Annotated in this window: 21 protein-coding genes; 14 read left to right on the top strand and 7 right to left on the bottom strand. The window is 69.2% G+C overall.

The window, feature by feature from the left end; translation table 11 throughout:
* Positions 1–35: 35 nt before the first annotated feature.
* The 4 genes from ASF75_RS12950 to guaB all read right to left on the bottom strand — a co-directional run bounded on the left by ASF75_RS12950 (position 36) and on the right by guaB (position 4,871).
* Positions 36–1,364 (bottom strand): ABC transporter substrate-binding protein, encoded by a 1,329-nt coding sequence (locus tag ASF75_RS12950; RefSeq protein ID WP_031259028.1) that lies wholly within the window; start codon positions 1,362–1,364, stop codon positions 36–38.
* 309 nt (positions 1,365–1,673) lie between these two features.
* Entirely contained in the window at positions 1,674–2,075 is a 402-nt protein-coding gene (locus tag ASF75_RS12945; RefSeq protein WP_056072000.1) for a VOC family protein, read from the bottom strand.
* 181 nt (positions 2,076–2,256) lie between these two features.
* A complete protein-coding gene (locus ASF75_RS12940; RefSeq protein WP_056071997.1) occupies positions 2,257–3,162 on the bottom strand; it encodes a hypothetical protein in 906 nt (301 codons plus the stop codon).
* A 206-nt stretch (positions 3,163–3,368) separates the two neighbouring features.
* Entirely contained in the window at positions 3,369–4,871 is a 1,503-nt protein-coding gene (gene guaB, locus ASF75_RS12935; RefSeq protein ID WP_017885479.1) for an IMP dehydrogenase, read from the bottom strand.
* Positions 4,872–5,197: 326 nt separating this feature from the next.
* On the opposite strand from guaB, the gene ASF75_RS12930 reads away from it, so the two are divergent.
* The 7 genes from ASF75_RS12930 (at position 5,198) to ASF75_RS12905 (ending at position 12,902) form a co-directional block, all read left to right on the top strand.
* Positions 5,198–6,508, top strand: a complete 1,311-nt coding sequence (locus ASF75_RS12930) for a branched-chain amino acid ABC transporter permease (protein ID WP_017885478.1) — start codon at positions 5,198–5,200, stop codon at positions 6,506–6,508.
* 12 nt (positions 6,509–6,520) lie between these two features.
* Entirely contained in the window at positions 6,521–7,507 is a 987-nt protein-coding gene (locus tag ASF75_RS12925; RefSeq protein WP_017885477.1) for a branched-chain amino acid ABC transporter permease, read from the top strand.
* Positions 7,500–8,402, top strand: coding sequence for an ABC transporter ATP-binding protein (locus tag ASF75_RS12920; RefSeq protein ID WP_017885476.1), 903 nt, complete (start codon positions 7,500–7,502; stop codon positions 8,400–8,402). Before ASF75_RS12925 ends, ASF75_RS12920 begins: the two co-directional genes overlap by 8 nt.
* A complete protein-coding gene (locus ASF75_RS12915) occupies positions 8,399–9,205 on the top strand; it encodes an ABC transporter ATP-binding protein (RefSeq protein ID WP_017885475.1) in 807 nt (268 codons plus the stop codon). The genes ASF75_RS12920 and ASF75_RS12915 overlap by 4 nt, the downstream gene beginning before the upstream one ends.
* A gap of 342 nt (positions 9,206–9,547) precedes the next feature.
* Positions 9,548–9,739, top strand: coding sequence for a hypothetical protein (locus ASF75_RS17730; protein ID WP_139179596.1), 192 nt, complete (start codon positions 9,548–9,550; stop codon positions 9,737–9,739).
* 95 nt (positions 9,740–9,834) lie between these two features.
* Complete coding sequence (locus tag ASF75_RS12910; RefSeq protein WP_017885473.1) at positions 9,835–10,953, top strand: GuaB3 family IMP dehydrogenase-related protein; 1,119 nt, start codon at positions 9,835–9,837, stop codon at positions 10,951–10,953.
* A 62-nt stretch (positions 10,954–11,015) separates the two neighbouring features.
* Entirely contained in the window at positions 11,016–12,902 is a 1,887-nt protein-coding gene (locus ASF75_RS12905) for a glycerol-3-phosphate dehydrogenase/oxidase (protein WP_056071994.1), read from the top strand.
* A 241-nt stretch (positions 12,903–13,143) separates the two neighbouring features.
* Here ASF75_RS12905 and ASF75_RS12900 read toward each other — a convergent pair whose 3' ends face one another.
* On the bottom strand, positions 13,144–13,647 hold the full coding sequence (locus ASF75_RS12900; protein WP_156463883.1) for a hypothetical protein: 504 nt from the start codon (positions 13,645–13,647) through the stop codon (positions 13,144–13,146).
* 75 nt (positions 13,648–13,722) lie between these two features.
* Here ASF75_RS12900 and ASF75_RS12895 point away from each other — a divergent pair, with 75 nt between their 5' ends.
* From ASF75_RS12895 to guaA, 5 genes are read left to right on the top strand one after another with little or no spacing between them, the layout of a single operon-like run.
* The gene (locus ASF75_RS12895) at positions 13,723–14,253 is read left to right on the top strand and encodes a cation:proton antiporter regulatory subunit (RefSeq protein WP_017885470.1); all 531 of its coding nucleotides are present in this window, start codon (positions 13,723–13,725) and stop codon (positions 14,251–14,253) included.
* A gap of 3 nt (positions 14,254–14,256) precedes the next feature.
* The gene (locus tag ASF75_RS12890; protein ID WP_056071988.1) at positions 14,257–15,708 is read left to right on the top strand and encodes a cation:proton antiporter; all 1,452 of its coding nucleotides are present in this window, start codon (positions 14,257–14,259) and stop codon (positions 15,706–15,708) included.
* Positions 15,709–15,713: 5 nt separating this feature from the next.
* Positions 15,714–16,490, top strand: coding sequence for an SURF1 family cytochrome oxidase biogenesis protein (locus tag ASF75_RS12885; RefSeq protein WP_056071986.1), 777 nt, complete (start codon positions 15,714–15,716; stop codon positions 16,488–16,490).
* 10 nt (positions 16,491–16,500) lie between these two features.
* Entirely contained in the window at positions 16,501–16,947 is a 447-nt protein-coding gene (locus tag ASF75_RS12880; protein ID WP_042539755.1) for a DUF3817 domain-containing protein, read from the top strand.
* On the top strand, positions 16,944–18,524 hold the full coding sequence (gene guaA / locus ASF75_RS12875; RefSeq protein WP_042539757.1) for a glutamine-hydrolyzing GMP synthase: 1,581 nt from the start codon (positions 16,944–16,946) through the stop codon (positions 18,522–18,524). The genes ASF75_RS12880 and guaA overlap by 4 nt, the downstream gene beginning before the upstream one ends.
* Before the next feature lie 352 nt (positions 18,525–18,876).
* Here the strand turns inward: guaA and ASF75_RS12870 are convergent, their stop codons facing one another.
* A complete protein-coding gene (locus ASF75_RS12870) occupies positions 18,877–19,749 on the bottom strand; it encodes a Bax inhibitor-1/YccA family protein (RefSeq protein ID WP_017885465.1) in 873 nt (290 codons plus the stop codon).
* Positions 19,750–19,780: 31 nt separating this feature from the next.
* Positions 19,781–20,776 carry a DUF817 domain-containing protein gene (locus ASF75_RS12865; RefSeq protein WP_056071982.1) on the bottom strand — a complete coding sequence of 332 codons (996 nt, stop codon included), beginning with the start codon at positions 20,774–20,776 and terminating at the stop codon, positions 19,781–19,783.
* A gap of 106 nt (positions 20,777–20,882) precedes the next feature.
* Between ASF75_RS12865 and ASF75_RS12860 the strand changes: the two genes are divergently transcribed.
* Both ASF75_RS12860 and ASF75_RS12855 read left to right on the top strand, forming a co-directional pair.
* Positions 20,883–21,893 (top strand): glycerophosphodiester phosphodiesterase family protein, encoded by a 1,011-nt coding sequence (locus ASF75_RS12860; RefSeq protein ID WP_042539763.1) that lies wholly within the window; start codon positions 20,883–20,885, stop codon positions 21,891–21,893.
* Between the two features lie 12 nt (positions 21,894–21,905).
* Positions 21,906–24,353, top strand: a complete 2,448-nt coding sequence (locus ASF75_RS12855; protein WP_017885462.1) for an ATP-dependent helicase — start codon at positions 21,906–21,908, stop codon at positions 24,351–24,353.
* Positions 24,354–24,358 lie beyond the last annotated feature (5 nt).

Genomic DNA, 24,358 nt, shown 5'->3' with positions numbered 1-24,358 from the left:
GCCTGTCGCTCTCGCGAGCGGTGCTGGGCTGAACCCTACTTCTTCACCGCACCCTGGATGGCGCTCTGGTAGACGGGCTTGTTGTCGCCGTCGAACTTGTAGATGCCGATGTAGGCGCTCGACGGGTCGTTGTTGTCGTCGAACGGACCGATGCCGGACGGGCCGGTGTAATGGATGTCCTTGCCGTCGTCCAGGAGCGTCTTGCACTCCTTGAACGTCGCACACTCCGTGCCGCCGTCAGCTCCCGACACCGCAGCCATGTTGGCCTGGATCGTGCCGGAGTCGGTGCCCTTGCCCTTCACCGCAGCGAGGGCGGCGAGGACCGTGGCGTCGTACGACTCGGCCGCGTACGAGTAGTCGGCGAGCGTCTTGCCCGACGAGTCCTTGTAGAACGCGGCGAGCTGCTTCTTGAAGTCGTCCTTCGGCGAGGCACCGGGGATGGTGCCCTGGGCGCCGCTGAGGGTGCCCTTGTCGAAGTCCTTCGAGTAGTCCGCCGTGTTGCCGTCGGACATGTAGATCTTCGCTTCGTTCCCCTGCGAGACGAGCTCCGGGATGATCGACTTCGTCTCGTCGAAGGCCAGGACGACGATCGCGTCGGGCTTCTGGGCCAGTGCCGCGGTCACCTCGGACGAGAACGTGGTCTGGCCGGGCGGGAACTCCTGGCCCTCGCCCTTGCCGCCGTAGACGACCTGGCCGCCCGAAGCCTCGACCGCGGCCTGCACGGAGTTGCGGAGGCCGGTGCCGTACGTGTCGTTGAAGACCAGGAAGGCGACCTTCGCGTTGCCGTCACCGGTCACGAGCTGCCCGAGCGCGGAACCCTGCACCGAGTCCGGCGGTGCGGTCCGGTAGTAGTACGACGAGTACCCGGAGAGGTCGCTCGCCGTGTTCGCCGGCGAGATCTCGACGATGCAGTTGCTGGTCAGCTGGTCGATGACGTTCAGCGTGACGGACGAGGACTCGGCGCCGATCGCGACCGGGACCTTCGCGTTGACGAGCTTCGTCGCCGCGGAGCTCGACACGGTCATGTCGTTGCTGTCACCGGAGTCGGTGGCCGGGTCGATCGTGACGTCCTTGTCGAGGACACCGCCCGCGGCGTTGATGTCCTTGACGGCCAGGCCGACACCGGACTCGGCCGGCGGGTTCAGGTAGGCCAGCGAACCGGTCAGGGGCAGGATCGTGCCGATCTTCAGCGCGTCCGTGCCAGGGGTGTCGGGGGCCTTGCAGCTGGCGGCGGGATCCTTCTTCGCATCGCTCGACGCCGAGCTCGAGGGGGAAGCACTGCCGGTGGTGGAACACGCGGCGAGGAGGACGGCTGCTGCGCCCGCCAACGCCAGTGCCGCGGTGGCACGGGTGGTTCTGATCATCCGTGGAGCCCTTTCTCTGCGCGGAGGCTCTGCCGCTTCGGGTGAATGCGACGCCTCCACTGGATGTCGAGAAACGTAGGGTCCATGTGTTTCGCCCGTGTGACGGGGCGGTACGCAAAGGTGTTTCGTTACCGAGCCGTGACGTTCCTGTGCGTGGGGACAGGCATCCGTGCAGGAGCTGCGGTGCCGGCGTGGTGCCCTGACCTGCGCCAGGCGGATGGTCCGGCAGGGTGTTCGGGAGGCCCGGGGGCGCGCCGGTGGACGGCGGGCCGGTCAGCCGTGCTGGCCCGGTCAGCCGTGCTGGCCCGGTCAGCTCTGCTGTCCGGCTTCCTCGTCGAGTTCGGCCTGGGACCGCAGGACGCAGAACTCGTTGCCCTCCGGGTCGGCGAAGACCACCCATCCGCCGTCCGGGTGGCGCAGGTCGGCGAGCTCCACGGCACCGATCCCGCGGAGCCGCTCGATCTCCTCGTCGCGGGTGCGGTCGGCGGGGCGCAGGTCGAAGTGGATCCGGTTCTTCACGGTCTTCGTCTCGGGCACCTGGAGGAACAGCACCGTGTGCGATCGATCGGGTGCTGTGATCTCGCACTCCTCGTGCCCCGGAGCGTTCGGGTCGTCGGGCAGGTCCACGTACCCGAGCACCTGCTTCCACCACTCGGACTGGGCGTAGGCATCGCGGGAGTCGATCGTGGTGTGGGAGACAGCGCTGACCATGCCGCGACACTACCGCCGGGGAACGCAGCTGCGGGGGACGGGGGGAGACGGGGGTGAAGACGCCGTCGTGCTGCTCCGACGCCGCGGTGCTCGCGAGACGCCGCCGGATTCGGCGGCGTCTCGGGGACTCGGCGGCGCCCAACCCACACGACGGCGTCTCGCGCTGTCCGCCAGCCGCTGCTCACGAGCCCGGCTGGCGACGTGCGCTGATCGGTGCTGCGCGGAACAAGGGGAGCCCGGCAGCTGACAGCACCGCGGCCAGCGCTCGTGCATCCGCGGCCTCCCGCATCGTCCACCGCGCGAACCCGCGCACCTCGGGATCCCGTCGGAGCGCGTCCTCACGGTTCTTCTCGTCCCACAGCGCTCGAGGGTCGTCGTACTTCAAGCGACCGTCGAACTCACCGATCAGCCCGGCGTCGGGCCACCAGAAGTCCGTCCTGAACCTGCCGAGCGGTGTCTCGAACTCGCGCTGCAGCTCCGGAGCAGGACCCCCGAGGTCACGGGCGGTGACGCGGCTGATCGACTCGCCGGGCGATTCGGCACGGGCATCGGCGAAGTCGATCGCGGCGGCAGCCTGTCGGCATCCGCGCAGGCGCCCGGGTGGTCCGAGCGCGTCGAGTGCGGCGACGAGCCCTTCGCGGCTGACCAGGGCAGACCGGAGCACGTGGTCGAGCACGACGACGGCGTGGGTGAACGACTGTCGACGCGCGATGTCGAGCACGGTCCGGTCGAGCGAGGTCGTCGGGATCCCGTCGACCACGACGCGTTCGCCGTTCCGGATCCGCCCAGCGTGACGGACGACGCCTCGACCGGTGTGCGTCTTGTCGAGCCGGACGTCGATCACGTGCAGCCGCCAGTCGGTCGCGTCGAAGTCAGGCAAGCCCCAGAGCGCCGCGGCCGAGGTCCCCGAGACGACGCACTCGGACTGCAGGGACCCGTACCGTGCGCGGACGAACAGGCGCCGGCGTTCCAGGGGTGAGAGCGCCTCCCACTCCGGACGTTCGACGGCGGCGCCGTGGAACAGGCGCACCGGTTCGTGCAGGGCCGACGGGACACGGACCAGTGCTGTCCGGGCGAGCGCGTTCATCCCCGCAGCATGGAACGCGACCACGGCGCGAGGCGACTCGCACGACGGACCGGTGGAGAGCCTCCAGGCCGTTGCCGCCTGTGGAGGAGTCGCAAGACGCCGTCGTCTCCGAACCACGCCCGGAAAGCGTTGAGACGCCGCCGGATTCGGCGGCGTCTCAACGACACGACGGCGTCTTGCGGACCAGAACCGGCCCGGCCCGCGGGCTAGCTGCGGTAGTTCGGCGCCTCGACGACCATCTGGACGTCGTGCGGGTGGGACTCCTTGAGCCCCGCCGCGGTGATGCGGACGAACTTGCCACGGGCCTTCAGCTCGGGGATCGTGCGACCGCCGACGTAGAACATCGACTGCCGCAGCCCACCGGTGAGCTGGTAGACCACGTTGCCGACCGAGCCGCGGTAGGGCACCTGGCCCTCGATGCCCTCGGGGATGAGCTTGTCGTCGTTCGGCACGTCCGCCTGGAAGTAGCGGTCCTTCGAGTACGAGGTCTTCTTGCCGCGGGTCTGCAGGGCCCCGAGGGACCCCATGCCGCGGTAGGCCTTGAACTGCTTGCCGCCCACGAACACCAGGTCACCGGGGGACTCGTCGGTGCCGGCCAGCAGTGACCCGAGCATGACGGTGTCGGCACCGGCGACCAGGGCCTTCGCGATGTCGCCCGAGTACTGCAGGCCACCGTCGGCGATGATCGGCACGCCGGCTTCACGTGCGGCGAGGGACGCCTCGTACACGGCGGTCACCTGCGGCACACCCACACCGGCGACGACGCGCGTGGTGCAGATCGAGCCCGGGCCGACACCGACCTTGACGGCGTCGACACCGGCGTCGATGAGCGCCTGGGCGCCCGCGCGGGTGGCGACGTTGCCGCCGATGACGTCGATCGCGTCGAACGTCGGGTCGGCCTTGAGGCGGCGGACCATGTCGAGCACGCCTTCGCTCTCACCGTTGGCGGTGTCGACGACGAGCACGTCGACGCCGGCGTCACGCAGGGCCTCGGCGCGCTGCCAGGCGTCGCCGAAGAAGCCGATCGCGGCACCGACGCGGAGCCGGCCCTCGTCGTCCTTGGTGGCGTCGGGGTACTGCTCGCTCTTGTCGAAGTCCTTGACGGTGATGAGGCCGCGGAGCTTGCCCTCGGCGTCGACCAGCGGCAGCTTCTCGATCTTGTGCTGGGCGAAGATGGCGATCGCCTCTTCGGGGTCGATGCCCTCGAGCGCGGTGATCAGCGGCGCCTTCGTCATGACGTCGCGCACGTACGTGGTGGCCTGCTCGAACGTGGCCACGAAGCGCATGTCGCGGTTCGTGATGATGCCGACGAGGGTGCCGTCCTGCTCGACGACCGGCAGGCCGGAGACACGGAACTGGCCGCAGAGCGCGTCGACCTCGGCCACGGTGGCGTCCGGGGTGGTGGTCACCGGGTTGGTGATCATGCCCGACTCGGAGCGCTTGACCTTGTCGACGTAGGCAGCCTGGTCCTCGATGGACAGGTTGCGGTGCAGGATCCCGATGCCGCCCTGGCGCGCCATGGCGATCGCCATACGGGCTTCGGTGACGGTGTCCATCGCGGCGGAGAGCAGCGGGACGTTGACGGAGATCCGCTTGGTGAGCCGGGACGCGGTGGACGCCTCGCTCGGGATGACGTCGGTGTGCCCGGGCAGGAGCATGACGTCGTCGTACGTGAGTCCGATGAATCCGAACGGATCCGGCTGGTCCATGGGTCCCCTTCGTGGGCGAGTGAAGTGTCGAGACACCGGGAACACGACGACGGGTTCCGGATAGGACATGGTAACGCGAGCGGCTGTCGCCGCATTCCGCCTGGAGGCACGGATCGCGCCCGCCTCGGAGCATTCCTCCACAACGTCACAGTTCGGGTACGAATCACACAGGGAACGTGTTGGAAACACGGGTGTCACAAAATCCCCATAGGTTCCTCGTCATCCGAACGAGAGGCTCTTCCGTGGGATCCATCACTCCTCCGGGACGGGCGCAGCCGCGCCTGTTCCGCCTCCGCCAGACACGACGACGACCGGTCCTCGCGGCCGTGCTCGTCGCCGCGTTCCTGGCGACCTTCCTGATCGACTGGGCGGTCACCCTGCCGGCCTTCAGTGCCACGTCGGCTCCGGCCACCAGCCAGGCGTGCACCGTCAGCCCCGACAACGGGTGCATCCAGGGCACGATCACCGACTCCGAGCGTGATCCGGCCGAGGGCGTCGACGTCGACGTGACCGGCCCGAGCGGCTTCGACCAGACGGCCACGACCAACGCCGACGGCCGCTGGTCCGTCAAGGTCGAGACCGCTGGCGAGTACACGGTGAGCGTCGACCAGGGCACCCTGCCGAAGGGGCAGTACCTGACGAACGCCGCGGACGCCGAGCGGAAGGTGCAGGCGACGCTGAACGCCAACGTCGGGCAGATCTTCCAGCTGTCCGACCAGAAGGGCGCGACGACCTCGTCCGACTCGTCGGGTGTGAGCATGCAGCGGGCCTGGCAGCAGTTCGCCTCCGGGCTCCGGCTCGGCCTGCTGATCGCGCTGGCGTCCATCGGGCTCTCGCTCATCTACGGCACGACGGGGTTGTCGAGCTTCTCGCACGGTGAGCAGGTCACCCTCGGCGGTCTGCTGGCGTACGTCTTCGCCAACCAGCTCGGCTGGAACATCTGGGTCACCGGCATCGTCGTCACGCTGTTGTGCGCCGCGACCGGGTACCTGCAGGACGCCGCGATCTGGCGCCCGCTCCGGCGCCGACGCATCAGCCTGACGCAGCTCATGATCGTGACGATCGGGCTGTCGATCGCCGCCCAGTACGCGTTCCAGTACTTCTTCGGCGCCTCGACGGTCCGCATCCAGCAGGGCAACCCGGAGACCGTGCGGTTCGCCGGCGTGACCCTGACGGTGCAGTCCTACGTCGCCATGGGGATCGCGCTCGTGGTCCTCGTCGCCACCGGGCTCTTCCTGGCGAAGACGCGCTTCGGCCGGGCCACCCGCGCCGTGTCGGACAACCCGGCGCTCGCCGCGGCCTCCGGCATCGACGTCGACCGGGTGATCCGCTTCGTGTGGACGCTCGCCGCCGGCCTGGCGGGCCTGTCCGGCGTGATGCTCGGGCTCGTCCTGAACGGCGTGAACTGGCAGACGGGGCTCCAGCTGCTCCTGCTCATGTTCGCCTCGGTCACGCTCGGCGGCCTCGGTACCGCGTACGGCGCACTGGTCGGCTCGATGATCATCGGCGTCGTCGTGGAGCTCACGAACCTGGTGCTCCCCGGTGACTTCAAGTACGCCACCGCCCTCGTCATCCTCATCCTCATCCTGCTGTTCCGGCCGCAGGGCATCTTCGGCCGCGCCGAGCGGATCGGCTAAGGGAGCACGCGCATGGACTACATCCTCAACCTGCTGTCCTCGCTCACCCAGGAGGCACTCGCCCCGACCACGGCGGCGTTCGCGCTGGCCGCGATCGGCCTGAACGTGCACTTCGGGCTCACCGGGCTCGTGAACATGGGCCAGGCGGCGTTCCTGCTGCTCGGGGCCTACGGCTTCGCGATCTCGATCACCAACGGACTGCCGTTCGTGATGGCGGTGCTCATCGCCCTGCTCGTCTCGATCGTGTTCGCGATCATCCTCGGCGTCCCGACCCTGCGGTTGCGCGGCGACTACCTGGCGATCGTCACGATCTCCGGCGCCGAGATCATCCGCATGGTGGGCCGCTCGAGCCTGCTCACCTCGACCACGGGCGGCTCGAACGGCATCACCGGGTCGAGCTACCGCGACCCGTTCACCGCCCTCAGCCCACTGCCCGACGGCACCACCACGATCCTGTGGTTCACGTACGCCAACAACGGCGTCAACGGCTGGTGGATCCGCATCGCGGCGTGGGCCATGGTCGCTCTGTTCACCCTGGTGCTGTTCCTGCTCATGCGCAGCCCGTGGGGCCGCGTGGTGAAGGCCATCCGCGAGGACGAGGACGCCGTCCGCTCGCTCGGCAAGAACGTCTACTCGTACAAGATGCAGGCGCTCGTGTTCGGTGGGGCGCTCGGTGCGATCGCGGGCATCATCTACGTCCTGCCGAGTTCCGTGCAACCGGACGCCATGGGCCGCTCGATGACGTTCTTCATCTGGACGGCGCTCATCCTCGGTGGCGCGGCGACGGTGTTCGGACCGGTGCTCGGAGCCGTGCTCTTCTTCGTCGTCCGGCTCTTCATCCGCACGCTGGCCGGCGACTTCATCCCCGACTCGATCATGAACGCACAGCAGGCCGAGCAGTTCTCGTACGTGCTCGTCGGCGTCGCGCTCATGCTGCTCATCGTGTTCCGTCCACAGGGGTTGCTCGGCAACAAGAAGGAGCTGACGTTCAGTGTCTGAGACCTACGGCCACCCCAAGGCCGACCCGATCCTCACCGTCGACGACGTCACCCGCCGCTTCGGGGGCATGACCGCCGTGGACGTCGACCACCTCGAGGTCCAGCGCGGCTCCATCACCGCCCTGATCGGCCCGAACGGCGCCGGCAAGACCACGTTCTTCAACCTGCTCACCGGATTCGACAAGCCGAGCCCCGGTGCGAAGACGCAGTTCAACGGCGCCACGCTGCAGAAGACGAGCGCGACGCACATCGCGAACAAGGGCATGGTCCGCACCTTCCAGCTGACCAAGGCCCTGTCGCGGCTCACCGTGATGCAGAACATGCTGCTCGGCGCCCGCGACCAGCCCGGCGAGAACTTCTTCGCCGCCCTGGTCAAGCCGGTGTGGGCGAAGCGGGAGCGCGAGATCACGGCCAAGGCCGAGGACCTGCTCGCCCGGTTCAAGCTCGACACCAAGGCCGACGACTACGCGGGCTCGCTGTCCGGCGGGCAGCGGAAGCTGCTCGAGATGGCCCGGGCGCTGATGTCCGACCCGACGATGATCATGCTCGACGAGCCGATGGCCGGCGTGAACCCCGCGCTCACCCAGTCGCTCCTCGGGCACATCCAGTCCCTGCGCGACGACGGCATGACCGTGCTGTTCGTCGAGCACGACATGCACATGGTCCGGCACATCTCGGACTGGGTGGTCGTGATGGCCGAGGGCAAGGTCGTCGCCGAGGGCCCGGCGGACACGGTGATGGACGACCAGGCCGTGATCGACGCCTACCTCGGCGCGCACCACGACACCGACCTGGGTGACGACTCGCTCCTCACCGAGGAGACCTTCGAGGAACTGGCAGAGGAAGTCGCGGAAGAAGACGCGGCGGACGCAGCAGCAGAGGAGACGACCCGTTGACGGACCAGGCGGACCCCACGAACGCGAGCAGTGCCTCCAGTCCGTCCCCGGCGGCCACGCTGGAACGCGAGCCGGTGCTCAGCGCGAAGAACCTCGTCGCCGGCTACCTGCCGGGCGTGAACATCCTGAACGGCTGCGACCTGGACTGCTACCCGGGCGAGCTCATCGGCATCATCGGGCCGAACGGGGCGGGCAAGTCGACGCTCCTCAAGGCGCTGTTCGGGCTCGTGTCGATCCGCGAAGGCTCGGTGACCCTGCAGGGGGACGACATCACGAACCTCAAGGCGAACAAGCTCGTGCAGGCCGGTGTCGGCTTCGTGCCGCAGACGAACAACGTGTTCCCGTCGCTGTCGATCGAGGAGAACCTGCAGATGGGGCTGTACCTGCGGCCCCGGAAGTTCACCGAGCGGCTCGAGGTCATCTACGACCTGTTCCCGGTCCTCGCCCAGCGGCGGAACCAGCGGGCCGGATCGCTGTCGGGCGGTGAGCGGCAGTCCGTCGCGATGGCCCGGGCGCTGATGATGGACCCGAAGGTGCTGCTGCTCGACGAGCCGAGCGCCGGACTGTCCCCCGTGCGTCAGGACGAGACGTTCCTGCGGACCCGCCGGATCAACAAGGCCGGTGTGTCGATCATCATGGTGGAGCAGAACGCGCGACGCTGTCTGCAGATCTGCGATCGTGGGTACGTGCTCGACCAGGGGAAGAACGCGTACTCGGGCACCGGGAAGGAACTCGCTGACGATCCCAAGGTCATCGAGCTCTACCTGGGGACGCTCGCCAAGGACGTCGACGCACAGCGCTAGCGCTGTCGTCGGCTACGGGTACCGCTGTGGGGGTGGTATCCGTGACGGGTGGGGCCGTGCGTGGTCGCTTCGCGCCGCACGGCCCCGCTCCTGTACCCGCCCGGAGGCGCGGCTCGCCTCTGGTCGCGTCCGATCGCGTCTGGTCGGGTGACTGTGGTCGCATGACGCCGTCGTGTTCCGTCGACGCCGCGGTCCCGTCGAGACGCCTCGGAATCCAACGGCGTCTCGTCGGGATGGCGGCGTCCTGCGCTGACGACGGCGTCTTCCGTTGACGACGGCGTCGCCCGTCGCACCCGGCCAGGAGGCGCTACTCGCCCCGCGCGGGTCGGTATCGTTCCGCAGGTGCAGAGACTGTCGGTGAGCGCGATGGACGCCCTGGTGTGGGTGGTCTTCATCGCGCTGTTCGTCGGTGCTGCGCTGCTCGTCAAGGTCGCGGCTGTGCTCCTCGTCGTCCTCGTGGTGCTCGCGCTCCTGCTCGGCTTCGTGCTGCGGGTGCTCCGCAAACGTCGACGAGCCCCGCGCCGCCCGCGCTGACGGCTCCGCCGTGACGGCTGCACGGTGCGAGGTTGCCCGCGGTCCGCACCGTCCGGCCCGTGCACGCCGAAGAGCCCGCCCGGTAGGCTGTCCTGGTGAGCGAAGTCGAGATCGGTGCAGGCAAGCGCGGACGTCGGGCGTACGCGTTCGACGACATCGCGGTGGTCCCCTCCAGGCGGACGCGTGACCCGCGCGACGTCAGCGTGCAGTGGTCGATCGACGCGTTCACGTTCGAGTCGCCGATCCTGTCGGCACCGATGGACTCCGTGTCCTCGCCCGCGACGGTCATCCAGATGGGCAAGCTCGGCATCCTGGGCGTGCTCGACCTCGAAGGCCTGTGGACCCGCTACGAGGACCCGACCCCGTACTACGACGAGATCAAGTCGCTCACCGACGGCAACGTCACGAAGCGCATGCAGGAGATCTACTCCGAGCCGATCAAGGCCGAGCTCATCACCGCCCGCCTGGCCGAGATCCGCGCAGCCGGGGTGCCGGTCGCCGGTTCGCTCAGCCCGCAGCGCACCCAGGAGTTCTCGAAGACGGTCGTCGACGCCGGTGTCGACCTGTTCGTCATCCGCGGCACCACGGTCTCGGCGGAGCACGTCTCCCAGACCGAGGAACCCCTCAACCTCAAGAAGTTCATCTACGAGCTGGACGTCCCGGTGATCGTGGGCGGTGCCTCGACCTACACGTCGGCGCTGCACCTCATGCGCACCGGTGCCGCCGGTGTGCTCGTCGGCTTCGGTGGCGGCGCAGCGTCGACCACCCGTGCCGCACTCGGCATCCACGCCCCGATGGCCACCGCCGTCGCGGACGTCGCAGGTGCCCGTCGCGACTACCTCGACGAGTCGGGCGGCCGCTACGTGCACGTCATCGCCGACGGCGGGCTCGACACCGCGGGCGACATCGTCAAGGCCATCGCCGTCGGCGCCGACGCCGTCATGCTCGGCACCGCGCTGGCCCGTGCGACCGAGGCCCCGGGTGGCGGCTACCACTGGGGTGCCGAGGCGCACCACCCCGAGCTGCCGCGTGGCCGCCGGGTCGAGGTGGGCACGATCGCCCCGCTCGAGAACGTCCTGAACGGCCCGACGCCGACCCACGACGGCCGCGCCAACCTGGTCGGTGCCCTGCGCCGCTCGATGGCGACGACCGGATACTCCGACGCCAAGGAGTTCCAGCGAGTAGAAGTGGTCGTGGCGCCGTACCACCAGTGACGGTGGCACCCGGACACTGCTCCGGGTGACGCCACGGCGCCGACCGTGACCCGGAGGCGACGATGGCGAAGTCCAGCACGACGAAGCAGACCAGCACGGCCGGACGTCCGCGTGACGTCGCGCCCGGCGTGGGGTTCGACCCCACGGCGAAGCTCGGACCGGACGAACGTGCGGCCGCGATCGAGACGCTGAAGACCAAGGAGCTCGACGTCCTGGTCGTCGGCGGCGGCATCGTCGGTGCGGGCAGTGCGCTCGACGCCGTGACCCGCGGCCTGAGCGTCGGCATCGTCGAGGCCCGTGACTGGGGCTCGGGGACGTCGAGCCGTTCGTCGAAGCTCGTGCACGGCGGCATCCGGTACCTCGAGCAGCTCAACTTCGCACTCGTCCGCGAAGCCCTCATCGAACGCGGGCTGCTGCTGCAGCGCATCGCCCCGCACCTGGTGAAGCCCGTGCGCTTCCTCTACCCGCTCAACCACCGGGTCTGGGAGCGCTTCTACATCGGCATCGGCATGGCGATGTACGACGTGTTCAGCTGGTCCGGCGGTCGTCCGCCCGGCGTCCCGCACCACCGGCACCTCAGCCGGAAGCAGGTGCTCAGGAACATGCCCGGGCTCAAGAAGGACGCCTTCGTCGGCGGCATGACGTACTACGACGCCCAGGTCGACGACGCGCGCTACGTCGCGTCGCTCGTGCGCACCGCGGCCTCGTACGGTGCCGAGGCGGCGAGCCGCGTCCGCATCGAGGGGTTCATCAAGGTCGGAGAGCGCGTGGTCGGCGCGCAGGCACACGACATCCAGACCGGTGAGCGATTCGAGATCCGCGCGAAGCAGGTCGTCAACGCCACCGGTGTCTGGACCGACGACACCCAGGCGATGATCGGCACCCGCGGGCAGTTCAAGGTGCGGGCGTCGAAGGGCGTGCACCTCGTCATCCCGCGCGACCGGTTCCAGTCGAACACGGGCATGATCCTGCGCACCGAGAAGAGCGTCCTGTTCGTCATCCCGTGGGGCCGGCACTGGCTCGTCGGCACGACCGACACCGACTGGTACCTCGACAAGGCGCACCCGGCGGCGACCGCGGCGGACATCGACTACATCCTCGAGCACGTCAACAAGGTGCTCGCCGTCCCGCTGACCCGCGAGGACGTCGAGGGCGTCTACGCCGGCCTCCGCCCGCTGCTGGCGGGGGAGTCCGACCAGACGTCGAAGCTCAGCCGCGAACACGTCGTCGCGCACACCGTGCCCGGGCTCGTCGTCGTCGCCGGCGGCAAGTGGACGACGTACCGCGTGATGGGCAAGGACGCGATCGACGAGGCCGTCGCTGCCATGGACGGCAGGATCCCGGAGTCGACGACCGAGGACATCCCGCTCCTCGGCGCCGAGGGCTACCCGGCCGCGTGGAACCGACGCGCCCGCACCGCACGGAGCTGCAACGTGCACAAGGTCCGGATCGAGCACCTGCTCAACCGGTACGGCACCCTCGCGACCGAGGTGCTGCAGCTCGTCGAGCAGGACCCCGCGCTCGCCGAACCCCTGCCCGGGGCCGACGACTACATCGGCGCCGAGGTCGTGTACGCCGCCGCGCACGAGGGCGCCCTGCACCTGGAGGACGTCCTCGCCCGCCGCACCCGCATCTCCATCGAGGCCTGGGACCGCGGCGAGTCAGCGGCGCCCGTCGCCGCGAAGCTCATGGCGGACGTGCTCGGGTGGGACCAGGAGACGACCGAGCACGAGGTCGCGAACTACCTGAAGCGCGTCGCCGCAGAACGGGAGTCGCAGCTGCAGCCCGACGACGAGAGCGCGGACCGCGTGCGGCTCGAGGCTCCGGACATCGCGTTCGGCTTCGACGAGGACGACGTGGTCGTGGGTGGCGGCCGTTCGGACGGCGCGGAGGGCGCGAAGGCGTCCGACGAGCAGGTCATCGGCGAGAAGACGAGCGAGCCGGAGTGAGGAGGCCCGCAGACGCCGTCGTGTCACCGAGACGCCGGCGTCTGCGGGTTGCGTAAGACGCCGTCGTCTCGGGTCGACGCCGTCTGGTCGCCGAGACGCCGCCAAATCAGGCGGCGTCTCGCGGTGGACGAGGCGTCTCGACGAGACGACGGCGTCTTGCGGAGTCCACCCGCGCCTCCAGGACGGAAGACCGGAAGACCGGAAGGACGGAAGACCGGACTGGAGGCCCGTGGTGCGTCCGTCAGACGGCGCGCGACCGCAGGGCCGCACGGCGCACGTGCACCGCCTGGCCGACCACGAGCACCACCGGGATCCCGATCAGCGCGACGAGGCTCGTCACGTACATCACGCCCGACCAGATCGTGTGGGCACCGCCGCCGACCCCGTAGGCATCTGCGACGTCCATCTGCAGGGCGAACGCCGCCACGAACGACATCGGCGTCCCCATCACGACGACGGCGAGCAGCACCGCCGCGATGACGTGCGCCGTCGCCCGGGTGATGAGCAGCAGCACCGACAGTCCCGCGGCGAACAGGACGCCGACGACGGCGATCCCCACGACGGTCGCGATGTCCGCCCCGACCGAGAACCCCTGCTCCGAGAGCTCGGCGTGGATCTCGGCCAGGCTCGCACCGGGGACCGCGGCGAGCGGGTCCAGCACCAGTGCGTTCAGCGCCAGCAGTGCCGCGTACAGCGCGACGACCAGCACCCCGACGACGGCCACGACGATCCGTGTTCTCCCCATCCACAGAACAGTAGTGCGCGGAATGCGCGGGGTCACCGGGTGGTTATCATCGGGGTACTCGAAGAGGGAGCCATCATGGTCGACGTCCATCGCGTCAAACTCCCCGGAGTCGGCGTGCTGCACAGCTTCTACACCGACGACGGTGGCAAGTGCGGTGTCATCACGCACCGGTCGGGGCACTCCGACCTCATCTCGTTCGCCGACGTCTCCGACGGCGCGGACAAGTCCGAGAAGGTCTCGCTCCGTCTCAGCGAAGACGAAGCGCACACCCTCGCCGAACTGCTCGGCGGCACCCGGATCACCGAGGGCCTCGACAAGCTCGACGAGATCCCCGGGCTGTCCATCGACTGGTTCTCGGTCGACTACGACGACGCCATCGCGGGCAAGCCCCTCGGTGACCTGCACGACTCGGGCTTCATCGGCCTGACCGTCGTCGCCGTGGTCCGTGGCGACAGCGCCAACCCGGCGCCCTCGTCGGACTTCGTCGTCTTCCCCGGTGACACCATCGTCGTGGCCGGATCCCCCGAGAAGGTCGCCAAGGCGTTCTCCTTCTACCGCAGCGGAGAGCTTGCGGCCGCCTCGGCCGAGGCCCCGCGGAAGAGCTAGCGCATGCACCTGGGTGGTGAGCTGCTCACCATCGGTGTGCTCTTCGTCATCGCCTACGTCCTGGGCCGACTCGGCAAGACCATCGGTCTGCCGGCCATCCCGATCTACATGGTGGTCGGCCTCGTCGCGAGCCCGAACACGCCGTGGTTCGGCCTGAGCGTCGAGTCCCACACGATCGAGCTCATCGCGACGTTCGGGCTCATCCTGCTGCTGTTCAACCTCGGGCTCGAGTTCGACCAAGAGGAGTTCTACGGCAACGCCGGCAAGCTCCTGGTGTCGGGCGGCACCTACGTCGTCATCAACATGGGCGTGGGGTTCGCCTTCGGGTTCTCGCTCGGCTGGGGCACCCGTGAAGCCCTGATCATCGCGGGCATGACGGCGACGTCGTCGAGCGCCATCGTGACGAAGCTCCTCATCGAACTCCGCCGTCTGGCGAACGACGAGACCCCGATGATCCTCGGCGTCACCGTGATCGAGGACGTCTTCATCGCCGTGTACCTGGCGATCGTCTCCGTCGTGCTGTCCGGCGACACCAACCTCTGGGCCGTCGTCGGCAAGCTGGCCCTGGCGTTCGGGTTCCTGATCGTGATGTTCACGCTCGCGCGCTTCGCGGGCAAGTGGGTCTCGAAGATCTTCGCCACGCGTGACGACGAGCTGTTCACCGTGCTGTTCTTCGGACTCGCGGTCATGTTCGGCGGCATCGGCGACCTGCTCGGTGTGACCGACGCGATCGGCGCCTTCGTCATCGGCCTGCTCTGCGGAGCGACCCGGTACCGCGACCGCATCGAACAGCTCGCCCTGCCGATGCGCGACGTCTTCGCGGCGTTCTTCTTCGTGAACTTCGGGCTCGGTCTCGACCTGTCGACCTTCGGTGAGGTGCTCTGGCCCGTCCTCGGCGCCATCGGCATGACCATCGTGCTCAACGCGGTCGCCGGCCAGATCGTCGCGCGGATGAACGGCTTCAACGTCCAGCAGGGCATCAACACCGCCGTCATCCTGGTGAACCGCGGCGAGTTCGCGCTGATCCTCGCGACGCTGTCGGCTGCCGCCGGGCTGGAGGCGCGGATCACCGCCTTCGCGGGCCTCTACGTCCTCTGCATGGCGGTCCTCGGGCCGCTGCTCGCGGTGAACTCGGACCGGATCGGCCGCCTCGTGGTGCGCCCGGGCCGGCTCATCCGCCTGCGCGGACGCCTGGGCGGCCGACGTGCCGTCGCCGCGGCAGCCGCCGCCGAGAGCGCCGAAGCAGCCGAGGCCGAGGCGGACGCCACCGCCGCGGCACGGAAGGCCGAGCGGGATCGCCAGTTCGCCGAGGAGTTCGCCCTCGTGGAGGCCGCTGGCAGGGACGAGCGAGACAATGAGGGGCCCGAGCCGACGTCCGCACCCGTGACGTCGCCGGTCGAGATCCCCGCCGAGCGCCCCGAACGCCCGGTCCGACAGCGCGATCCGGAGTACTGATACAGATGTGGGCCGTTGCCCGACGACCGAGGTGGATCGCGCTGCTGTTGCTGGCGCTCGTGCTGGCGGCGGTGTTCGCCGGGCTGGGCAAGTGGCAGCTCGAGCGGTCCATCGCCAACGGCAAGCCCCTGCCGGCGACCACCGAGACCCGCCGCACGCTCGAGGCGGTCACGACCCCCGAACGCCCCGTCAGCGAGAGCCTCGCCGGGCAGAAGGTGACCGTCACGGGGACCTTCGTCGCCGACGACACCGCCGTGCTGACCGGCCGCACCGGGGGTGGGAAGTACCAGACCGTCGGGCACCTGGTGGACTCGGATGGTGGGGCGAGCCTCCCGGTCGTCATCGGGTGGTCCGACCAGCGGTCGGCCGCCGTCGCCGGGGGCGAGCGCCTGGCGGACGGCCAGACGCTCACGATCCAGGGCCGGTACTACCCGGCCGAGTCCCCGGACCAGGACGCCTACAAGAAGGCCGAGTACTCGGCCGTCGCGCCCGCACGGTTCGTGAACACCTGGCAGGCCTTCGACGACCGCATGTACCTGGGGTACGTCGTCGCCGACGGCACCACCGCGAAGGCCGCCGACCTCGGCACCATCGCCGACCGTGCACCGTCGCGCGAGGTCCAGTTCGACTGGCTCAACCTGTTCTACGCGATCGAGTGGGTCGTCTTCGCCGGCTTCGCCGTGTTCCTCTGGTACCGGTTCGTGAAGGACGCCTGGGAGCGCGAGCAGGAAGAGGAGCGCGAGGCACTGCTCGCCACCGAAGCCGACGCGCTCCGACGGTAGGATTGCCGACATGGCCCTGACCGTCCGAACCCGTGACATCCCCAAGATCCCGGGGGCGGTGAAGTGGTACCGCGTCTCGGCGTACATCACCGGTGTGCTGCTGCTCGCCCTGGTGGTCGAGGTCATCATCAAGTACACGCCGCTGCAGCTCGAGATGCAGCTCGGCAACGGCCCGTTCTTCGTGCCCAACGGCACGGCGGGCGAGACCCCGGGCACGTTCAACCTGTCGATCGCGATCCTCATCGCCCACGGCTGGCTGTACGTGCTCTACCTCTTCACGGACTTCCGTCTGTGGAGCATCATGCGCTGGAGGCCGTCGCGCTTCCTGCTCATCGCCCTCGGGGGCATCATCCCGTTCATGTCCTTCGTGGTCGAACACCGTATGCAGCAGAAGGCCATGGACACCTACCACGAGCTGATCGCTGCCCAGCAGCGTGAGAAGGAGGCCGCTCGGTGAGCGAGACCGAACAGCGTCCCGTCCTCGTCGTCGACTTCGGGGCCCAGTACGCGCAGCTCATCGCGCGTCGGGTCCGAGAAGCGAACGTCTACAGCGAGATCGTGCCGCACTCCATCACCGCGGACGAGATCCGCGCCAAGGACCCGGCGGCCATCGTGCTGTCCGGCGGTCCGTCGTCCGTCTACGAAGCAGGTGCGCCGTCGCTCGACGGTGACATCCTCGACCTCGGCGTCCCCGTGCTCGGCATCTGCTACGGCTTCCAGGCCATGGCGACCGCCCTCGGCGGCGAGGTCGCGAACACCGGTCTGCGCGAGTACGGCGCCACCGACGTGACGCTCGCGCCCGGCACCAGCACCCTGCTCGGCGACCAGCCGGCAGACCAGGTGACGTGGATGTCGCACGGCGACTCCGTGGCGAAGGCCCCGGCCGGCTTCGAGGTGCTCGCCTCGAGCGCATCCACACCCGTCGCAGCGTTCGCGTCCGACGAGCGCAAGCTCTACGGCGTGCAGTGGCACCCCGAGGTGAAGCACTCCGTGTACGGCCAGGCCGTCCTCGAGAACTTCCTGCACCGTGCCGCGGGCCTGCCGGGCGACTGGAACTCCAGCAACGTCATCGAGGAGCAGGTCGCCCGCATCCGCGAGCAGGTCGGCTCCGCGCGGGTCATCGCCGGACTCTCCGGTGGTGTCGACTCCGCCGTCGCCGCAGCCCTGGTGCACAAGGCCGTCGGTGACCAGCTCACCTGCGTCTTCGTCGACCACGGGCTCCTGCGTGCCGACGAGCGCAAGCAGGTGGAAGAGGACTACGTCGCCTCCACCGGTGTCCGGCTCATCACGATCGACGCCGAGCAGCAGTTCCTCGACGCCCTCGCCGGTGTCAGCGATCCGGAGCAGAAGCGCAAGATCATCGGGCGCGAGTTCATCCGCACGTTCGAAGGCGCGGCCGAGGCACTCGTGCTCGAGGCCCAGGCGTCCGACTCTGACGCCGAGGTCAAGTTCCTCGTGCAGGGCACGCTCTACCCGGACGTCGTCGAGTCCGGCGGCGGAGCGGGCACCGCGAACATCAAGTCGCACCACAACGTCGGCGGCCTGCCCGAGGACATGACGTTCGAGCTCGTCGAGCCGCTGCGCACCCTGTTCAAGGACGAGGTCCGTGCGGTCGGTCGCGAGCTCGGCCTGCCCGAGGTCATCGTCGGTCGGCAGCCGTTCCCCGGGCCCGGCCTCGGCATCCGCATCGTCGGCGAGGTCACGAAGGACCGGCTCGAACTGCTCCGCGCGGCCGACAAGATCGCCCGCGAAGAACTCACCGCGGCCGGCCTCGACGAGGAGATCTGGCAGTGCCCGGTCGTGCTGCTCGCCGACGTCCGCTCCGTGGGCGTGCAGGGCGACGGCCGGACCTACGGCCACCCGATCGTGCTCCGTCCGGTCTCGTCCGAGGACGCCATGACCGCCGACTGGACGCGTCTGCCGTACGACACCCTGGCGAAGATCTCGAACCGCATCACGAACGAGGTGCCCGACGTCAACCGGGTCGTGCTCGACGTCACGTCGAAGCCGCCGGGGACGATCGAGTGGGAGTAGGGCTCCCCTGAGCGACGGGAGGCCCGGTACGCGTCACGCGTGCCGGGCCTTCGTGCGTCCGGGGGCGCTGCCGGAGCGGTGGGCGTGGGTGCTGCCGGGGTCGTCGAGTGGTCACAACACCCCGCGGGCCCGGTGCCGAGGGGTCACGAAGTGTCGACTGGCCCCGGCTCCGGCGACGCTTCGTGACCACTCGGCGGGCGACCGGCGGGGTGTTGTGACCACCCGGGACCGCCGCCGCCTTCCGCCCCCGCCTCCCGCACCGCCTCCCCTCCGCCCCGGCTGTCGCCGACCACCGACCCGGGAACGACGAAGGGCCCCGGCAGCGCCGGGGCCCTTCGTGTGTGCGGTGGTGCTAGTTGCGCGAGCTGCTCGCGATGATGGCGAGGATGCGCAGGATCTCGAGATACAGCCAGACGAGCGTCACGATCAGGCCGAACGCTGCGGTCCAGGCGTAGATGCGGGGTGCGCCGCGCTCGACACCGGTCTTGATCTGGTCGAAGTCGAGGATCAGCGAGTACGCCGCCATGACGACCACGAAGATGCCGATGAGCACACCGAGCGGGATGCCGAAGAGCGTCACGCCCATCAGGCCGAACGCGCTCTGCGTCACGCCCGTCCACATCAGGACCAGGTTGACGAGCGAGAACGCCATGTACCCGACCATCGCGATCAGGAAGAAGCGCGTGGCCTTCGGGGTCGCGCGGACCTTGCCGGAGCGGAACAGCAGCAGGGTGACGAAGAACACACCGAGCGTGCCGAACACCGCCTGCGCGACGATGCCGTCAGCTTCGGGGAACGCGGTCTGGAAGTAGTTCGAGATACCGCCGACGAACAGCCCCTCGAAGAACGCGTACGTCAGGATCAGACCCGGCGACGGCTTCTTCTTGAAGGTGTTGACGAGCGCCAGGACGAACCCGACGAGCGCGCCGACGACCCAGACGGCCGGCGGCAGGTTCCAACCGGCCACCGCGCCGACGACGAGCACGCCGAACGCGAGCAGCGTCTTGACGATGGTGTCTTCGTACGACATGCGGTCGGTGTCCACCGGGGACGCAGTCGGGCGGTCGTACATGTACTGCAGCTGCTCGGGGGTCATGCCGCCCTGTGCCTGCTGCGGGGTCTGTCCCCAGCCGGCCTGCTGCTGACCAGCACCGCGCCCGCCCCAGGTGTTTGCCCCCTGTGCGTTGAAGGCGGGGGACTGGTCGAAACCGGGCTTGAAGGCCATGGTGTCCTCTTCCTAGGAGATTCGAGTCCTCTCAGCCTAGGTGCGCTCGGTCGCGGAAGGCTGAGGATTCGCGGCGAGCGGACGCGGGCCCAGCGGGCCCCGACGAGGGAAGCCTAGGGTCGCCCGCTGCACGCGCGCCTCGAAGACGTCGAGAGTCCGCCGTCGAGCGCGGGGAGCCCGCGGGTGACGCCGGGTGCAACCAGGTCACGAGCGCGACCGAGATCGTCATGAGCAGGAACCACGCCACGATCTTCGTCGGGGCCACCGGGTGCCAGGCGGCGAGCTGCGCCGGGTAGCTCCACGCCCCGGCCCAGGTCGCGACGTTCTCGGCTGCCCAGACGAACACGGCCACCAACCCCATCGCGACGAGCACGGGCATCCGCATCGTCGCCCGGTGGATCCGGACGTCCATGGTGGTGCGGGCGAAGAGCAGCAGCACGAGCGCCAGCAGGACGTACCTTGCGTCGGCGACGAAGTGGTGGCCGAAGAAGTTCAGGTAGACGCCGCCCGCGACGACCGCCAGCAGCCGCTGCCGCGGGTACCGGTCGAACCGCAGGTCGAACAGCCGGTGGACCCTGACCATGTACGACCCGACGGCCCCGTACATGAAGCCCGAGAACAGCGGCACCCCGGCGACGACGAGCAGCCCGCCGGGTTCGTAGGTCCACGAGCCCATGTGGGTCTTGAACACCTCCATCACGGTGCCGACGACGTGGAACAGCACCACCACCCGGAGTTCCCGTACGGTCTCGAGCCCGAACACGAGCATGCCGACCTGCAGCAGCACGGCCGCGGTCGTCAGGACGTCGTTCCGCATCGGGGCCGGCACGGTCAGGTGCACCAGGGCCATCGTCGCGAGCAGCAGCGCCCCGAACGCACACGCCCAGGCCTGCTTGGCACCGAACACCAGGAACTCGGTGACGAACACGCGGACGGGTCGGTGCGGTCGGTGCCCGGCGTCGAGCACACGGCGTGCGGCCCGGTCGATCCGGGCCTCGACGGCGGTGGAGAGCGATCGGACGGTCATGCGGTGATGCTCGGCGTCGGCGCTGGGAACGGCGGTCCCCGGCGCGACGAGTGTGTCCCGCGACACAGGTGGCCCGCTCGTCATCCCGGGCAAGTAGGGTCGCGCCATGACCCTCGTGATCGCCCACCGTGGCGCGTCCGGCTACCGCCCCGAGCACTCGCGGAGCGCGTACGACCTGGCCATCGAACTCGGCGCCGACGCGATCGAACCGGACCTGGTGCCCACGAAGGACGGCGTCCTGGTGCTCCGGCACGAGAACGAGGTCTCGGGCACCACGGACGTCGCCGACCACGCCGAGTTCCGGCACCTGCGCACGACGAAGACCGTCGACGGCCAGACGCTGACGGGCTGGTTCACCGAGGACTTCACGTGGGCGCAGCTGCAGACGCTCCGCACCCGCGAGCGCCTGCCCGCGCTGCGCCCGGGATCCGCCGAGCACGACGGCGCGCAGCCGATCCTGCGGTTCGTCGACCTGCTCGCGATCCTCGACGCGGCGCCCCGCCCGGTCGGGCTCGTCGCCGAGGTCAAGCACGCCGCGTCCTTCGACCGCGCCGGGTTCCCGATGGGCGAGCTCGTCGACGCCGCGCTCGGCGAGGCCGGGTGGCGGCAGGACGAGCGGCTGACGGTGGAGAGCTTCGAGAAGGGCGTGTTGCGGGACCTGCGCGAGCGGGCGACCGGTGGTCGGCTCGTGTACCTCCAGGAGGCCCGTGGCAGCGCCGCGGACGAGGTCGCGTCCCACGGGGCGCTCGCCCCGACCTACGCCGCCGAGCGCTCCGAGGACGCGCTCGCGTCGTTCGCAACCGAGTTCCACGGCATCAGCGTCGACCTCGGCACCCTGATGGCCGGCGTGGACAGCGTCGCGCTCGACGACCCGACGCCGGTGCGCAGCGCGATCGTCGACCGTGCCCACGCCGCCGGGCTCGCGGTGTACACGTGGACCCTCCGGCCGGAGAACCGGTTCCTGCCGTCGCCGTTGCGTCGCGGCGGGGACGTCGCGGCCTTCGGCGACTGGGAACGCTGGTTCACCTCGGTCATCCGCACCGGACTCGACGGCGTGTTCGCCGACCACACGGACCTGGCGGTGCTCGCCCGGTCCGCTGTCGGGGGTCCCGCCTAGACTGTTCCGGACATGACGATCGTGCTCGACCCCTTCGAATCGACGCCCGAACCGGGCGCCGGTGCCCGCGCGTACCAAGACCCGTTCACCGCGGGTCTGAACCCCCAGCAGAAGGAAGCCGTCGAGTACCGCGGCGAGTCCCTGCTGATCGTGGCCGGTGCCGGTTCCGGCAAGACGAGCGTGCTCACCCGCCGCATCGCGCTGCTGCTCGCCAACCGCGAAGCCTGGCCGTCGCAGATCCTGGCGATCACGTTCACGAACAAGGCCGCCGCCGAGATGCGCGAGCGTGTCCGGGCCCTGGTGGGCGGCGAGGCCGAGGGGATGTGGATCTCCACCTTCCACTCGGCGTGCGTGCGCATCCTGCGGCGCGAAGCCGAGCGGTTCGGGTTCCCGCAGTCGTTCACGATCTACGACTCCGCCGACTCCAAGGCGCTGCTGAAGCGGATCATCAAGGAGCTCGAAGCCGACTCCCTCGGGCTGACCGTGGGTGCCGCGGCGTCGAAGATCTCGAAGCTCAAGAACGAGCTGCAGGACATCGACACCTACGCGCGCAACATCAACGTGAACGACCCGCAGGAAGTCATGTTCACCGAGGTGTTCCGGCGCTACACGAACGAGCTCCGCCGGGCGAACGCGTTCGACTTCGACGACCTCATCGGCCAGACGGTGTTCCTGTTCCGCGCCTTCCCGGACGTCGCCGCCCTGTACCAGCGGCGCTTCCGGTACATCCTGGTCGACGAGTACCAGGACACGAACCACGCCCAGTACGCCCTGATCCGTGAGCTCACCCGCCCGGTGCCGGTCGAACAGGTCGACAAGCTCGAGGACTCCGGGCAGCACGTCGCCCGGATGCGCGAGACCGACGGCTCGATCGCGCCCGCGTCCCTGACGGTGGTCGGTGACTCCGACCAGTCGATCTACGCCTTCCGCGGGGCGGACATCCGCAACATCGTCGAGTTCGAGCGGGACTTTCCGAACTCCAAGACGATCCTGCTCGAGCAGAACTACCGGTCGACGCAGAACATCCTCGACGCCGCGAACGCCGTCATCGCGAACAACTTCGACCGCCAGGCGAAGAGCCTGTTCACCGACGTCGGAGCCGGCGAGAAGATCGTCGGCTTCACCGGGTACACCGGCCACGACGAGGCGCAGTTCGTCGCCGACGAGATCCAGCGCCTGCGTGAAGACGGCATGGACTACCGCGACATGGCGGTGTTCTACCGGACCAACTCGCAGACCCGTGCGCTGGAGGAGATCTTCATCCGTGCGGCGATCCCGTACCGGGTGCTCGGCGGTACCAAGTTCTACGAGCGCGCCGAGATCAAGGACGCCATGGCGTACCTGATCACGGTCGCCAACCCGGCAGACCCGATGGCCCTGCGCCGCATCCTCAACGTGCCGAAGCGCGGCATCGGCTCGGTCACCGAGACCACGCTGCAGCGCTACGCCGACGAGCACGAGACCACGATGCGCGACGCCCTGCGGCACGCGGGTGAACTCGGGTTCGGGCCGAAGGTGCGGAACGCCATCACGGAGTTCGCGGCGCTGCTCGACGCCGTGTCCGAGAAGGCGCAGACGCAACCGGTGGTCGACACCCTGACGCAGTTGCTCGACGGCTCCGGGCTGCTCGACAACCTGCGGAAGTCGCCCGACGCGCAGGACGCCGCGCGCGCCGACAACATCGACGAACTCGTGGCCGTGACGCGCGAGTTCCAGAAGAACAACCCCGAGGGCACCCTGTCGGACTTCCTGACCGAGGTCTCCTTGGTCGCAGCGGCGGACGAGCTCGACGACTCCTCGGGCACGGTCTCGCTGATGACCCTGCACACCGCGAAGGGTCTGGAGTACGACGCGGTGTTCCTGACCGGTGTCGAGGAAGACCTGCTCCCGCACCGGATGTCCGCCAACGAACCCGGTGGTCCGTCGGAAGAGCGCCGGCTGTTCTACGTCGGCATCACCCGCGCCAAGAAGGTCCTGTTCCTGTCGCTCGCGATGACCCGTGCGCAGTTCGGCGACGTGAACGTGGCGATGCCGTCGCGCTTCCTGCAGGAGATCCCCGAGGGGCTCATCGAGTGGAAGCAGTCGCCGGGCATGGCGAACAGCCGCGGTGGCACGCAGCCCCGGGCCCTGAACGCCAAGCGCGACGGTGGCTTCAACGGTGGTGGTGGCGGCGGTGGCTACCGCGGTGGTGGTGGCTGGGGCGGCGGATCGTACGACCGTGCAGCAGCAGCCTCGAAGACCCGTCCGAAGACCGAGTGGGCGAACCGGGTGTCCGGCCAGGTGCGCGACAACGGGGACATGGAACTCGTCGCCGGCGACCGCATCAAGCACGTCGACTTCGGCGAGGGCACGGTGTCCGCGGTGACGGGGCAGGGTGCCAAGCGCATCGCCGAGATCGCGTTCGACTCCGCGGGCCGCAAGAAGCTCCTCATCAAGATCGCCCCGATCGAGAAGCTGTAGGAGCC

Origin of the sequence: Curtobacterium sp. Leaf154 (assembly GCF_001424595.1) — a bacterium.
Lineage (GTDB): Bacteria > Actinomycetota > Actinomycetes > Actinomycetales > Microbacteriaceae > Curtobacterium > Curtobacterium poinsettiae.
The sequence above is the reverse complement of the archived record's forward strand: the minus strand, read 5'-3'. Positions and strand labels throughout refer to the sequence as shown.

Bases quoted from the DNA above. Each gene is read 5' to 3' on its own strand.
- ASF75_RS12950 (WP_031259028.1), bottom strand. From the start codon at position 1,364: ATGATCAGAACCACCCGTGCCACCGCGGCACTGGCGTTGGCGGGCGCA.
- ASF75_RS12945 (WP_056072000.1), bottom strand. From the start codon at position 2,075: ATGGTCAGCGCTGTCTCCCACACCACGATCGACTCCCGCGATGCCTAC.
- ASF75_RS12940 (WP_056071997.1), bottom strand. From the start codon at position 3,162: ATGAACGCGCTCGCCCGGACAGCACTGGTCCGTGTCCCGTCGGCCCTG.
- guaB (WP_017885479.1), bottom strand. From the start codon at position 4,871: ATGGACCAGCCGGATCCGTTCGGATTCATCGGACTCACGTACGACGAC.
- ASF75_RS12925 (WP_017885477.1), top strand. From the start codon at position 6,521: ATGGACTACATCCTCAACCTGCTGTCCTCGCTCACCCAGGAGGCACTC.
- ASF75_RS12905 (WP_056071994.1), top strand. From the start codon at position 11,016: ATGGCGAAGTCCAGCACGACGAAGCAGACCAGCACGGCCGGACGTCCG.
- ASF75_RS12900 (WP_156463883.1), bottom strand. From the start codon at position 13,647: ATGGGGAGAACACGGATCGTCGTGGCCGTCGTCGGGGTGCTGGTCGTC.
- ASF75_RS12895 (WP_017885470.1), top strand. From the start codon at position 13,723: ATGGTCGACGTCCATCGCGTCAAACTCCCCGGAGTCGGCGTGCTGCAC.
- ASF75_RS12890 (WP_056071988.1), top strand. From the start codon at position 14,257: ATGCACCTGGGTGGTGAGCTGCTCACCATCGGTGTGCTCTTCGTCATC.
- ASF75_RS12885 (WP_056071986.1), top strand. From the start codon at position 15,714: ATGTGGGCCGTTGCCCGACGACCGAGGTGGATCGCGCTGCTGTTGCTG.
- ASF75_RS12880 (WP_042539755.1), top strand. From the start codon at position 16,501: ATGGCCCTGACCGTCCGAACCCGTGACATCCCCAAGATCCCGGGGGCG.
- ASF75_RS12870 (WP_017885465.1), bottom strand. From the start codon at position 19,749: ATGGCCTTCAAGCCCGGTTTCGACCAGTCCCCCGCCTTCAACGCACAG.
- ASF75_RS12865 (WP_056071982.1), bottom strand. From the start codon at position 20,776: ATGACCGTCCGATCGCTCTCCACCGCCGTCGAGGCCCGGATCGACCGG.
- ASF75_RS12860 (WP_042539763.1), top strand. From the start codon at position 20,883: ATGACCCTCGTGATCGCCCACCGTGGCGCGTCCGGCTACCGCCCCGAG.
- ASF75_RS12855 (WP_017885462.1), top strand. From the start codon at position 21,906: ATGACGATCGTGCTCGACCCCTTCGAATCGACGCCCGAACCGGGCGCC.